Source organism: Candidatus Cardinium hertigii, assembly GCF_003788695.1.
The window spans coordinates 862-14,547 of record NZ_RARA01000020.1 but is presented as its reverse complement, the minus strand read 5'-3'; the positions used below and the strand labels follow the sequence as shown (position 1 = coordinate 14,547).

Annotated in this window: 6 protein-coding genes and 8 pseudogenes; 3 read left to right on the top strand and 11 right to left on the bottom strand. The window is 35.4% G+C overall.

Translation table 11 applies throughout. The features are described from left to right. Nucleotides 1–91: 91 nt before the first annotated feature. From EDM02_RS01485 to EDM02_RS01475, 3 genes are all read left to right on the top strand, one after another. Nucleotides 92–1,573, top strand: a complete 1,482-nt coding sequence (locus EDM02_RS01485; RefSeq protein ID WP_184891063.1) for an ankyrin repeat domain-containing protein — start codon at nt 92–94, stop codon at nt 1,571–1,573. 531 nt (nt 1,574–2,104) lie between these two features. Then, nucleotides 2,105–2,755 (top strand): SET domain-containing protein-lysine N-methyltransferase, encoded by a 651-nt coding sequence (locus EDM02_RS01480; protein ID WP_123662531.1) that lies wholly within the window; start codon nt 2,105–2,107, stop codon nt 2,753–2,755. Nucleotides 2,756–2,788: 33 nt separating this feature from the next. Next, the gene (locus EDM02_RS01475) at nt 2,789–4,066 is read left to right on the top strand and encodes an MBL fold metallo-hydrolase (protein ID WP_123662529.1); all 1,278 of its coding nucleotides are present in this window, start codon (nt 2,789–2,791) and stop codon (nt 4,064–4,066) included. 188 nt (nt 4,067–4,254) lie between these two features. Here the strand turns inward: EDM02_RS01475 and EDM02_RS01470 are convergent. From EDM02_RS01470 to EDM02_RS01435, 11 genes and pseudogenes are all read right to left on the bottom strand, one after another. Further along, nucleotides 4,255–4,896: pseudogene (locus tag EDM02_RS01470) on the bottom strand (transposase); the annotation flags it as partial. 5 nt (nt 4,897–4,901) lie between these two features. Next, nucleotides 4,902–5,711, bottom strand: a pseudogene (locus EDM02_RS01465) (IS4 family transposase); the annotation flags it as partial. A 182-nt stretch (nt 5,712–5,893) separates the two neighbouring features. Continuing rightward, nucleotides 5,894–6,631 (bottom strand): annotated as a pseudogene (locus EDM02_RS01460) (IS1634 family transposase); the annotation flags it as partial. Between the two features lie 243 nt (nt 6,632–6,874). After that, a pseudogene (locus EDM02_RS06215) lies at nt 6,875–7,936 on the bottom strand (IS1634 family transposase); the annotation flags it as partial. A 15-nt stretch (nt 7,937–7,951) separates the two neighbouring features. Continuing rightward, nucleotides 7,952–8,194: pseudogene (locus tag EDM02_RS06210) on the bottom strand (IS1634 family transposase); the annotation flags it as partial. Nucleotides 8,195–8,284: 90 nt separating this feature from the next. Next, nucleotides 8,285–8,716 (bottom strand): annotated as a pseudogene (locus EDM02_RS06205) (DUF4277 domain-containing protein); the annotation flags it as partial. A gap of 185 nt (nt 8,717–8,901) precedes the next feature. After that, the gene (locus tag EDM02_RS05920; RefSeq protein WP_123662288.1) at nt 8,902–9,072 is read right to left on the bottom strand and encodes an alanine racemase C-terminal domain-containing protein; all 171 of its coding nucleotides are present in this window, start codon (nt 9,070–9,072) and stop codon (nt 8,902–8,904) included. A gap of 3 nt (nt 9,073–9,075) precedes the next feature. Beyond that, nucleotides 9,076–9,903 (bottom strand): annotated as a pseudogene (locus tag EDM02_RS01445) (transposase); the annotation flags it as partial. A gap of 6 nt (nt 9,904–9,909) precedes the next feature. Continuing rightward, nucleotides 9,910–10,278, bottom strand: a pseudogene (locus EDM02_RS05915) (IS4-like element ISWosp8 family transposase); the annotation flags it as partial. A 238-nt stretch (nt 10,279–10,516) separates the two neighbouring features. Beyond that, complete coding sequence (gene priA / locus EDM02_RS01440) at nt 10,517–12,934, bottom strand: replication restart helicase PriA (protein ID WP_123662520.1); 2,418 nt, start codon at nt 12,932–12,934, stop codon at nt 10,517–10,519. 18 nt (nt 12,935–12,952) lie between these two features. After that, the coding region (locus EDM02_RS01435; protein ID WP_260214973.1) for a 3'-5' exonuclease at nt 12,953–13,686 on the bottom strand (734 nt) is incomplete at its 5' end.

Sequence of the window (13,686 nt, the reverse complement as noted above, 5' to 3'; positions counted from 1 at the left end):
AAATGGGAGTTTTACAGCAGTTGAACAAGTTGCACATCATAGCGCAAGGAAAAGCGTATTAAAATTAAGAGAAATGCTACAGAAAAAAGAAATGTTACAGAAAAAAATAATATGGTTTATACCGTACGGGTTATTAACCTTAACCGGTTGTAACAAAGTTATGCATCATGCAGCTCAGCCTAACGAAAATAAAGTGCATGCCAAGAAGATTAGCATGACCAATACAGTAATAAATGAACGAAATACCGAACGAAATACCCTATATGGTATAGTTTTTAATGGTGGTGGTTTAGTTGATATCAAACGATCATTAAATAGTGGTGCTAGCGTGTATGAATCAGATACAGATGGCTGGAATGCTCTGCACCATGCGGTTGCTAAGGATCATTTAGAAATCGTAGCGGAATTATTAGATTGGGGTGCTGATGTAAATGCATTAACGAATAATAATAAAACGCCTTTACACCTAGCTACTGAGAATGGACGTCAGAAAATCGTACAAATATTGCTCCTTAGCAAGAACATTCAGGTAGACATTACAGACGCTAATGCTCAATACCACAATGGTATGACAGCCTTATGCTATGCTGTTTATTATGGTCATCTTGATATAGTTAAACTATTGATTGACAGAGGAGCTGATATACATTGCGTGATACCAATAAGAATAGAGGGAAGAGATAGCACTATATCTTTATTAGGATGGGCTGCTACTCGTAGGCAATGGGATATAGCTAAACTATTGATTGAAGTGATTGAAAAAGGAGCTACTGATATAAATTGCATGATGCCAGTAACAATAAATGGAAGAGATAGCATTATATCTTTATTAGGATGGGCTGCTTATAATCAGCAGTGGGATCTAGTTAAACTATTGATTGAAAGAGGGGCTACTGATATAAATTGCATGATACCAATAACAATAGAGGGAAGAGATAGCACTATATCTTTATTAGGAATGGCTGTTACTCGTGAGCAATGGGATATAGCTAAACTATTGATTGAAAAAGGAGCTACTGATATAAATTGCATGATGCCAATAACAATAAAGGGAAGAGATAGCATTATATCTTTATTAGGATGGGCTGCTTATAATCGGCAGTGGGATATAGTTAAACTATTGATTGAAAGAGGGGCTAATATAAATTGCTTGATGCCAACAAAAATAGATGAGAGATATACAGATATGCCTTTATTAGGATGGGCTGCTACTCGTGGGCAATGGGATATAGCTAAACTATTGATTGAAAGAGGAGCTGATATAAATTTCGTAATACCAATAGATGGCAGAGATAGCATTATATCTTTATTAGAATTGTCTGCTTATAATCAGCAGTGGGATCTAGCTAAACTATTGATTGAAAAAGGAGCTGATATAAATTTCTCGATAACAGTGGAAATAGGTGGAAGAGATAGAACTATACCTTTATTAGGAGTGGTTACTTGTCGTAAGCAGTGGGATATAGCTAACCTATTGATTGAAAGAGGAGCTGATATAAATTGCTTGATGCCAATAATAAGAGATGGAAAAGATATAGATATACCTTTATTAGAATTTATGTATGAATCTTAAGCAGTGAGAAAACGACTTATTTTAAAGCTACTTTTTTTGCTTGATCAAAAATAGGTATCCGTTCAGTGGAATGGCCTATGCCTATTTTTTCACGTTCGTATTTAGAAATAGCGCAATAATGTAAGTTTATAAAAAATGCGCCTTGGAAAAACTGTGGAAAGAAAAGAAAGGAAGAAAATCAAAAGAAAATCAAAAGAAAATCATTTTGTCTGAGCTCCGTAGGAGCGAGATTTGATTTTCGGTTTTTTTCCTTTCTTTTCAGCAGTTTTTTCACCAGCGCTTGATTTTTTTTGGCTGCTTTTTTTGATCAACCGACATTCCGCATAAAATTTTTAAAATATATATTTTCCCATTTTTAGTTTTTTTAGCGACAAATTCGTATTAGTTAGCCTTATTATTTTCGTAAAAACGGGCTATAAAGCGACAANTAAAGATTATTACTCCAAGCGTAAAACGCGTAAAACTCGTAAAACTTATAGAGATGATTTAGTTGAAATACAAGAAGTAGGCTATTTAGATGACCGTAAGGCATTGCATGGCCAGGATAAGCTAGTAGCAAAGCGTACTATTGAACCCGATACGATATTGGGTATCTATGTAGGCAAATATTTGTTAAAAAAAACTAAAAAAACTAATGGTGATGATGAGGTTGACAAAGATGTAGAAGATGATGAAATTGAGAAAGATCTAGAAGACGAATGCAATTGGTTAAAAAGTAAGGATGTAAATCCAGATGTAAATCCAGATGTAAATCCAGATGTAAATCCAGATGTAAATCCAGATGTAAATCCAGATGTAAATCCAGAAGATATAGATACGTATATCAGTTATATTAATAAGTACGCATTTAGTGTGTACTTAGATAGTAATAGTAAACTGGGCCCAATTGATATGACTGTAAGTGGTTATGGCCGAGGGAATCCTTTAATAAAAATTAATAGCTGTTGTACTTATGAAGTTCCTACATCAACTTGTAAAGAAAATAAATCAAGCAATGCTTGCTGGCAAGATCCACGATGGGAACATATTGCAAATGTGGTCGCTTCGCAAATGCGTTATTGGAAGATCCGGAAAGGAATCCCTTTTATATTGCTGCGTACAAATAAAAGAATTGAAGCTGGGGAAGAATTATTATTAGATTATGGCTCAGATTATTGGAATAATAAGGAAAAATATGCATAAATAGTAGGATACCGTTAGATTATATTTATATACATGCAAGCTACTGACATCTTTCTACTTTTGCTGGTAGCTGTTGTTATGCTATTTGGCATCGGTATAATGGGGTTTGGATTTAAAATCAAAACATACAGTGCACAAAAGCCGTTAAAAAAAGCAGAAACTGCTACACAGGTTGCCAGTCAAGAAGTAGTTTGCATGGCTTTTCCCCAGCCAATAGCCAGCCATCAAGCGGATATCCTAACAGATGGGATTAAGCAGAATCCCACAACCCATAATAAGTTGAAATTTGAGCAACCACGCTTTAATGGGCATACGTTTGCCAATCCTGTTTCATTTACTACCTGGGTTAATCCACCTTCTATGCGGAATTTTAGTACGCTACTATGGACCATATCACGGTGGTTTGACAGTGCTAACATACCTCCGCAAGTAGAGCTTGACCGCACCTTGCCGGTACAATGCCCAATATTTGATCTACAATCAGAACTTTCTACTACTTGGCTTGGACATGCTACACTTTTTGTACATATGGATGGTATTTCATTTATTACCGATCCCGTTTGGTCTGCATGTGCGGCACCTTTTGGGTATTTTTTCTGTCCTCGCTACCGACCTTCCCCTTGTAGTATTGATCAATTGCCAGAACTGCATTTTTCTGTTATTTCACACAATCATTATGATCACTTAGATCTACAGGCTGTTCGCTTACTTACTAAACGTTTCCCTAAAATGCGGTGGTTTGTACCCAAAGGCTTAAAATATTGTATGAATGCCAATACTCCCCAAGGCACTTGGATAGAAGAGCTGTCATGGGGCCAATCTGTTTCCTTCTCTTGCCATGGTAAATCTTTTGAAATTTGGTGTACCCCTGCTCAGCACTGGAGTCAACGGGGTATTTGTGACCGCAATTATGTTTTATGGTCAAGTTGGGCAGTGATGGGCCCTAAACATAAATTCTATTTTACAGGAGATTCAGGCTTTTGCACAGCAATGTTTCAGAATATAGGTGATCAATTGGGCCCATTTGACTTGGCTGCTATTCCCATTGGCTGTTATGCACCTAATTGGCACCCGCAACATATGGATCCAGTTGCAGCCGTTCAGGCCCATCAATGCATAGGTGCTACAAAAAGCATCGCCATTCATTGGGGCACCTATGCCATGGGTTCAACAGAGCCCTACCTTGAACCAAAAATAAAATTGGAAGCAGCTTGTCAAGCCGCAGGTCTCTCTGATCAAGATTTTGTTGTGTTGCATCATGGGCAAACTTGGTCCATAGATCCATTCACAATGAAAGATTGCATGCTATAATAAACACCTTTCATATTTTGGCCGTTGCAATAGAAAATAAAAATTTTATAAAAAAAAGAAATCTATACTCAAGTGTTAGTTAAAATCCTTAAAAAGGACATAAACCATACATTTTTAGTGCTGTACACTTATAAAAAACTCTAAACGTATCCGTTCACTCAATGGCGTCAACTTAAGGGAATTCATGATTAGCCTACCCTCCTAAAGACATGATGCCGTTTAGGCTTATCCACCTTGTCACGACTATATAATCGCCCGGGTCGGATTTTCACTTTAGCTCGTATGCACACTCTATCAAAGAGTTTCTGAAAGCTTTTAGTTGAGCACTTCCCAATCAGCACTTGATGCATTTTCTGACGCATCACCCCAAACAAAACTGAAAAATTCAAACGATACTCATTTATTTGCTCTGGTTTCCAGGGACCTTGAGCATCACACATATGCAGTGCCAATAAATTACACATTACTAAATGAGCCCAAAATTCCTGTAATACAGCTTCTAAATATATACCAGAAAAATTCTCTAGTTCTGCACTTATCTTTAATCGTTTATAACACGCTTCTATATGCCACCTCAAAGCATAAACTTTACTAATGCTTTCCAGGGTAAATTGTGCTCTGTCAAAAAGTGAAGTAACCAAAACTTCTCTTTTGCCATTGGATAACATAAACGCTACGACTCTTACTTTCTGGCTGATAGTTTTATCCTTATTTTCTAGAACTAGATCAAAATCTGATTCGCCCGATACAACCCGCTCCCATAGCTTAGTATAATTTTTTCCTTGTACACGAAAAATAAAATCTGCTTGACATGCATAATGTTGTTTGATAANCGTTTAGGTTTATCCACCTTGTCACGACTATATAATCGCCCGGGTCGGATTTTTACTTTAGCTCGTATGCACACTCTATCAAAGAGTTTCTGAAAGCTTTTAGTTGAGCACTTCCCAATCAGCACTTGATGCATTTTTTGACGCATCACACCAAACAAAACTGAAAAATTCAAACGATACTCATTTATTTGCTCTGGTTTCCAGGGACCTTGAGCATCACACATATGCAGTGCCAATAAATTACACATTACTAAATGAGCCCAAAATTCCTGTAATACAGCTTCTAAATATATACCAGAAAAATTCTCTAGTTCTGCACTTATCTTTAATCGTTTATAACACGCTTCTATATGCCACCTTAAAGCATAAACTTTACTAATGCTTTCCAGGGTAAATTGTGCTCTGTCAAAAAGTGAAGTAACCAAAACTTCTCTTTTGCCATTGGATAACATAAACGCTACGACTCTTACTTTCTGGCTGATAGTTTTATCCTTATTTTCTAGAACTAGATCAAAATCTGATTCGCCCGATGCAACCCGCTCCCATAGCTTAGTATAATTTTTTTCTTGTACACGAAAAATAAAATCTGCTTGACATTCATAATGTTGTTTGATAAACTTTACTGAAGTATAACCACGATCATAGATACATAATAATTTATCTTGTTTTAATGCACGCATTTGCTGAACCATTTCAGGGAGTTGTTCTTCTGCTAATGTGCGTTCTCCTATATTCCAAGGTACAAGCCGAGCATTACAAATCAGAGATGTAGATAAATCAACAAATAGTGAAACCCTGGCTAAAGCCGACATTCCGCATAAAATTTTTAAAATATATATTTTCCCATTTTTAGTTTTTTTAGCGACAAATTCGTATTAGTTAGCCTTATTATTTTCGTAAAAACGGGCTATAAAGCGACAATTTTCCTTTTCTTGTTAAGCTTTTTACTCCATATAATCAAAATATAACCTCATTAGATAGACCTTGGGCCCTGTTAGATATTTTCATATTCAATATCATATATTCTACAAGCCATAGGTCCAAAATACTGCACAATCTTTTTTAGTATATCATTCATATTGAGAACTATTTCATGATACTGTTCACCTATCTTTATTTTAAGTAGATGTACGCCATGAAAGAGTTTATAGATCCACTTCATGGTAGGTTTCTTAGTAGCATAGCCACTTTGAGATAAGATAGTAGTATTGGTTGCTTCCAATTGCTTACGTAAATCATATTGCGCAAAGCTATAGACCATTAAACAAAGCGTCATCACTACCATTAAAGCACTAATCCGTCCAGGCTTTTTAAGAAAAATAGAATCTACTTCAAAACTGTTATCTTTAATAAACTTAAATCCTGATTCAGTACCAGATTGTTCTTTATAAGAAGATAATATTTCGCTATCTTTAAGAGCAATTTCATCTAATTGATTGGTTGCTAGAACAAAACGCCCTTTACTTAATGTAGCATGTTCAATCTTTTCTTCATCTCGTAGTAAAACTGTATGGGCTTTGTATTCAATTTTGTCTGGTTTATCATCTTTTTTAGGACGTCCTTTTCTTAGATAAGTTGGTATAGTGGCAGCAGTATAGCTAATCTTATGATAGTGTAATTTTTTATTTATTTGCAAGATTTCCTTATCAAGATCTTGCAGACAGCCAAATAACTGATTACCCAAATGCCATAATAGTTTATTGATTTCACTAGCTTCCTTTTCTATCTTTTTTTCTAAAGTAACTACTTCCTTATCNGAACTATTTCATGATACTGTTCACCTATCTTTATTTTAAGTAGATGTACGCCATGAAAGAGTTTATAGATCCACTTCATGGTAGGTTTCTTAGTAGCATAGCCACTTTGAGATAAGATAGTAGTATTGGTTGCTTCCAATTGCTTACGTAAATCATATTGCGCAAAGCTATAGACCATTAAACAAAGCGTCATCACTACCATTAAAGCACTAATCCGTTCAGGCTNTAAGAAAAATAGAATCTACTTCAAAACTGTTATCTTTAATAAACTTAAATCCTGATTCAGTACCAGATTGTTCTTTATAAGAAGATAATATTTCGCTATCTTTAAGAGCAATTTCATCTAATTGATTGGTTGCTAGAACAAAACGCCCTTTACTTAATGTAGCATGTTCAATCTTTTCTTCATCTCGTAGTAAAACTGTATGGGCTTTGTATTCAATTTTGTCTGGTTTATCATCTTTTTTAGGACGTCCTTTTCTTAGATAAGTTGGTATAGTGGCAGCAGTATAGCTAATCTTATGATAGTGTAATTTTTTATTTATTTGCAAGATTTCCTTATCAAGATCTTGCAGACAGCCAAATAACTGATTACCCAAATGCCATAATAGTTTATTGATTTCACTAGCTTCCTTTTCTATCTTTTTTTCTAAAGTAACTACTTCCTTATCATAAGCTTCTTTGGAATAAATCAATGCCCATCTTTGCGCAATTCCTTTATATATCTGATTAACAACTACATATTTATATCCCTTGTCTAGCTCTGTCCAATCAATAGTTTGCTTGGTTAATAAAGTTTTAGCTGCTTTTATATTATCTGGTACTCTAGATAACCAGAGCAAATTTTGTCCATATTTTACACAATTGGCATACATGGCAGAATCGCCTACATATAAAAAGGAAGGGGTGCTTTCTAAAGCTTTGCAAAAATTTTGCATACGGGTAGCAGCAGCTTCTAAAGTTGTCTTATCTGAAGCGTTACCTGCATGTGCTTCCATCCATATAGGAAAGTGAGCAGCTCCAGAAGTAGCTAATAATAAAGTCATTTGCTTTAAATCAAAGCGCTTATTTTTAGCATAGCCATGAGCTGGACGGGCTATCTTAGGTAGCGTTAATCGGTTAGTTTCTGCTACAGCAGTACTATTTTTTAATTCATCTACCTCATCTGTTTCAGCACATGCATAGTCACCGTAGAGTGTTAACGTAGTTGTATCCAAATGAGCAGATTTACCTAAAATATTATGTTGTAAAGCAATAGTTAAAGCTATTTCTGAAAAAAATTTGGTTTCTCNTTGTCCATATTTTACACAATTGGCATACATGGCAGAATCGCCTACATATAAAAAGGAAGGGGTGCTTTCTAAAGCTTTGCAAAAATTTTGCATACGGGTAGCAGCAGCTTCTAAAGTTGTCTTATCTGAAGCGTTACCTGCATGTGCTTCCATCCATATAGGAAAGTGAGCAGCTCCAGAAGTAGCTAATAATAAAGTCATTTGCTTTAAATCAAAGCGCTTATTTTTAGCATAGCCATGAGCTGGACGGGCTATCTTAGGTAACGTTAATCGGTTAGTTTCTGCTACAGCAGTACTATTTTTTAATTCATCTACCTCATCTGTTTCAGCACATGCGTCGTAATCACCGTAGAGTGTTAACGTAGTTGTATCCAAATGAGCAGATTTACCTAAAAGATTATGTTGTAAAGCAATAGTTAAAGCTATTTCTGAAAAAAATTTGGTTTCTCCATAGTCATGTATAGCATCTAAACAGCGTCCTAAAGCATCATCATTAAAATCATCTGCTTTAACTTGATTTCCAAATAGTTTACTAATAGGCTTATTCTCAATAAATTTAGGAAATAAGTATAAACGATGATCTATAAAACCCAAACCATTGAGTATCATAGCAATAACTCGTTGGCTATGCGTAGTCTTGGAGCCTTTTGTAAGGGGAAGACGCTTATCTATGGCATGAGCTATTCCTAGTTGATCTATCGTAGCTGCTACTAGACCTAGATGGTCTAATACTTTACTGCCTAATATATTCGATGTATGTATTTGCATATATATAACTACAGATGAACAGTTTAAACGCAATATGTAATATAATTACTTTTTTTGTGGAAAAATACTACTACTAAACAAAATAAATAATAGTTTTTATTGCTTTTTTGTGCGGAATGTCGGATCAAGCAAAAAAAGTAGCTTTAAAATAAGTCATTTTTAACAAAAATAAGCACGTAGACCCGTTACGTATAATACATTCGTTTAACCCTTTGGCTAATTTGGGTAAGTAACTCATAAGAAATGGTACCTATGCGCTCAGCTAGTTCATCTATTGAATGTTCTGCACTAAAAATAATAACTTCATCTCCCCGTTTTACCTTTATGCCAGTTACATCTATCATAGCCATATCCATNTCCAGGGTAAATTGTGCTCTGTCAAAAAGTGAAGTAACCAAAACTTCTCTTTTGCCATTGGATAACATAAACGCTACGACTCTTACTTTCTGGCTGATAGTTTTATCCTTATTTTCTAGAACTAGATCAAAATCTGATTCGCCCGATGCAACCCGCTCCCATAGCTTAGTATAATTTTTTCCTTGTACACGAAAAATAAAATCTGATTGACATGCATAATGTTGTTTGATAAACTTTACTGAAGTATAACCACGATCATAGATACATAATAATTTATCTTGTTTTAATGCACGCATTTGCTGAACCATTTCAGGGAGTTGTTCTTCTGCTAATGTGCGTTCTCCTATATTCCAAAGTACAAGCCGAGCATTACAAATCAGAGATGTAGATAAATCAACAAATAGTGAAACCCTGGCTAAAGGGAGCACAATTCCGTTTGTGCCATTTGGTTTAAAAAGACCAAACTCCGATATGATTTCGGGTGAAGCAGGTAAACGAAGGGAAGAACCATCTGCTGCAATAAGTCTGTACCCCTTCCATGTGCCATAGGTAGGATCATTTTGGTAAGCTATGCGGATGCTGTCTTCCAATAATTCTTTAAATCCAGTATGAGAAAGTTTATACCTTGCTTTGGAAAAAGCTTGCTTGGATGGAGGAATTTTGTACGTTAACGGTTCCATACGTTCACACTCTATGCCTAAACTTCGCTTAACTAGCTTTAAAATAGTGGAAAATACTATTGGAAAAGTAAGTTCCCTTCTGCGCGTGAACATATGGCCGCCTTTGGAATGGATAGTCTGAAATATTGCTGAATACAATTCATTTTTAATTTCCNTTGTGCCATTTGGTTTAAAAAGACCAAACTCCGATATGATTTCGGGTGAAGCAGGTAAACGAAGGGAAGAACCATCTGCTGCAATAAGTCTGTACCTCTTCCATGTGCCATAGGTAGGATCATTTTGGTAAGCTATCCGGATGCTGTCTTCCAATAATTCTTTAAATCCAGTATGAGAAAGTTTATACCTTGCTTTGGAAAAAGCTTGCTTGGATGGAGGAATTTTGTACGTTAACGGTTCCATAAGTTCACACTCTATGCCTAAACTTCGCTTAACTAGCTTTAAAATAGTGGAAAATACTATTGAAAAAGTAAGTTTCCTTCTGGGTGTGAACATATGGCCGCCTTTGGAATGGATAGTCTGAAATATGGCTCAATACAATTTATCTTTAATTTCCGAAATAAAATTTTCCCCTAAAAACTCTTGCATAAAAAAATGTATCATACACTTTTTTATGAAATAATAAAAAAAGAATTTACTCGCTAAATAAGAAGCCATGTAGCAAATGTAAAAAAAAATATCCTATTCTACTTGGTTATCAATAATAGTTAAACCTTAAGTTGACGCCATTGAGTGAACGGATACATATAGGGTCTACATCAAATTGTTATATAGGGTCTACATCAAATAAAATTTGAATTTTCTTGTAAAGACTTTTACCTAATACCTCTTTACAAACTGCCCTTAACTGCTCTTTTCTTATTTGCAAGGTATGGAGGTTGCTGCTTGGTATTTTTAAAAATATATCTAATAAAAAGTAATGCCTAATTTTCCCAATCAATGGTTCTTGTGGACCTATGACCATTCCTTTAAAATTTTTTTCTAATGTTTTTTTAAGTTCAATGGCTCCTGATTTTAATGTAGTTTCTGTTATACAGCTTAAGGTTAGTTTAATAAGTTTAACATAGGGAGGATATGAAAATTTTCTTCTTTCTTCCAATTCAGATTTGTACATAGCTTGATAGTCATTATTAGATATATGCTGAAATAAGGGATAATGAGGCTGTGCCGTTTGAATAAATACGCTTCCTTGGTGATTGCGTCTGCCTGCCCTGCCTGCCAATTGCGTAATGAGTTGAAAGCATTTCTCGTTTGATCTAAAATCGGGAAAGTAAAGTAATCCATCTATATCTAATACGCCTACCAGATGGATATTAGCAAAATCTAGTCCTTTTGCAATCATCTGGGTACCAACTAAAATATCTATTGATCCAAAGTTGACCTCGTTTAAAATAGATCGATAAGCATCTTTTTTTTGTGTGCTATCGAAATCCATTCGGCCAATTTTTTGTTCTGGAAAAATAAATTTTAGTGTTTCTTCTAATTTTTCTGTACCAAAACCTATATTATGCAGCTGGGTAGATCCACAACTATTACATGCTCTAAAAGGAAGCGCTACATAGCCACAATAATGGCAAAGCAGATGATTTGCCTTTTGGTGATAGGTTAGCCTCACAGCACAAGAGCGGCAACAGGGTACCCATCCACAAGATTCACATAAAAGATATCGAGCATATCCTCTTCTGTTTTGAAAAATCATGGCTTGACCACCTTCTTTAATATTTTTTTGGAGGGCAGATAGTAGGGTAAAAGAGAAATTTTCCCGCATGGCCTTTCGTTTTTTCTCTATTTTGAGATCAATAAAAAATAATTTTGGACTGCTATTTTCTCCAAATCTTTTCATTAAGGTTACGAGTCCATATTTTCCAGATTGGGCATTATAATAGCTTTCTATAGAAGGCGTACCGGAACCTAGTAAAACTTTTGCTTGATATTGTTTAGCCAATAAGATACTGCTATCTCGTGCATGATAGGCGGGTCTAACATCTGTCTGTTTATAAGCATTATCGTGTTCTTCGTCTATAATAATGAGTTGCAGCTGCTTAAAAGGGAGGAAGAGGGCGGAACGTGTGCCTACTACAACCAACGTGGGTTGATTAAGCACAGAAGTCCATGTTTTTAAACGATCTGTAGGAGATTGCTTAGAGTGGTAAACCACCAACCATTCCTTCCAGAAAGGTTTTATACGTTCTACCATATGGGTCAATAAACTTATTTCTGGTATTAAGAGCAATACTTGTTTTTGTTCCAGTAATGCCATATGTATCAGATGCATATACAATTCTGTTTTGCCACTTCCTATGGCTCCATGCAGTAGGACTACCGCTTTTTCTGTAAATTGTGTTTGAATTTCAATAAGTGCTTTTTGTTGTACTGCTGTTAAAATGGCTAAAGGATGTCTAGGGGTAGTAAAAAAAGACAAAGGTGTATACTCAATTAAAATCCCTTTCTTTAATAGCGAGTATAAAGCCAATTTGGAGTACCCTAAGGCTATAAGCTCTTTTTTAGAAGCATATACCTTTGCTGTAGCAGTAACTTCAGTTGGTACAAAATAGGATACAAGCGTTTGTTGTTTTAATGATCGGGAACAAAGCTTGGCTATTTGATCTGGATGGATGGTAGGAGAGAGGGTAAGGTACGTTATGCTATGATCAATTTGATGTATGTTTATGGCTGGCATTGCTTTTACCAGCCCTTTTTTTAGGAGTTCCATCAATATTTTATTGGCTTCCTTTTGACCTACTACATGCATAATGGATCGATACGATAGAGGCCTAGCTTGTAGAGAAGTGAGGATAAATTGTTCAGTTTCTGTTTCTGCGTTTGTATCACTAGAAGGGCTTATTTGAAAAACTATATTATTAGGCGAGTCTAATGCCTTAGGTAATCCAACTGACAAGGCCTCACCAAGATGGGATAAGTAATAATTAGCTATCCACGTTAGAAAGGTTAATTGTTGAGGGGGATATAGTGGCTCTTGGTAAATTACGGCTAGTAGATCTTTTGTAGGGTAAGCAGGGACTTCACTATGCAATTTAATCACAATAGCAAGGAAGAGTTTTCCTGTGCGTAATGGTACTAAAACACCACTGCCTACATCTATCCTATTTTGATATAGATAGGGGACACAATAGGTTAATGTTTTAAGGGGAAGTGGTAAGAGGACATCTGCAAATTTTTTCAAAGGCAATATAAAATTTTATTAGGTCATTACACCTATTTTAATTTGTGTCAGTTTACGTTTGGTATCTAGAGGAAAGTCTCCTTGGAGGATCCAATTATAATACGTAGGCTCTAGCTTTAGCACTTCTGCTACTGCTTTGCCTTTATGTTTGCCAAAATTAAAGACGGGTAAACGTTGCTCGTTATACACTATTCTACCTGCAAAATCGATCATATTGGTAGTCGTTAAGTTGTGTAATGTTTTTATATCATCTTTTACTACGCCTAATACATTGCCTAAAGGATCCACTACAGATTGATTTTTATATTTTTTTATTTGTTCTATCAATATTTCTAAAGTAGCTTCTGTATCTATCATGGCACTATGGGCATTTGTTAGGTCCTTCTGACAATAAAATAGATAGGCTGCTTTTAAAGTTCTTTTTTCCATCAAATGGAAAAGTTTTTGCACATCTACAATTTTGCGATGTTCTACCTTAAAATCTAATTCTGCCCGCAGAAAGCTTTCCACCAGTACGGGCACATCAAAACGAAGTAGATTAAAACCAGCTAAGTCTGCTCCTTTTAAAAATGTAATCAGTTCCTTTGCTATTTGTTTAAAGGTCGGCTTATTTTTTACATCTTCAGTCTTAATTCCATGAATTAAGCTAGCCTCTATAGGAATATCTCTTTCTGGATTAATTCTTTTGTTAAGCGTTAAACGATCACCATTGGGCATAAGTTTGATAATCGCGATTTCTACTATACGATCAT

Bases quoted from the DNA above. Each gene is read 5' to 3' on its own strand.
- EDM02_RS01485 (WP_184891063.1), top strand. From the start codon at position 92: ATGTTACAGAAAAAAATAATATGGTTTATACCGTACGGGTTATTAACC.
- EDM02_RS01475 (WP_123662529.1), top strand. From the start codon at position 2,789: ATGCAAGCTACTGACATCTTTCTACTTTTGCTGGTAGCTGTTGTTATG.
- EDM02_RS05920 (WP_123662288.1), bottom strand. From the start codon at position 9,072: ATGGATATGGCTATGATAGATGTAACTGGCATAAAGGTAAAACGGGGA.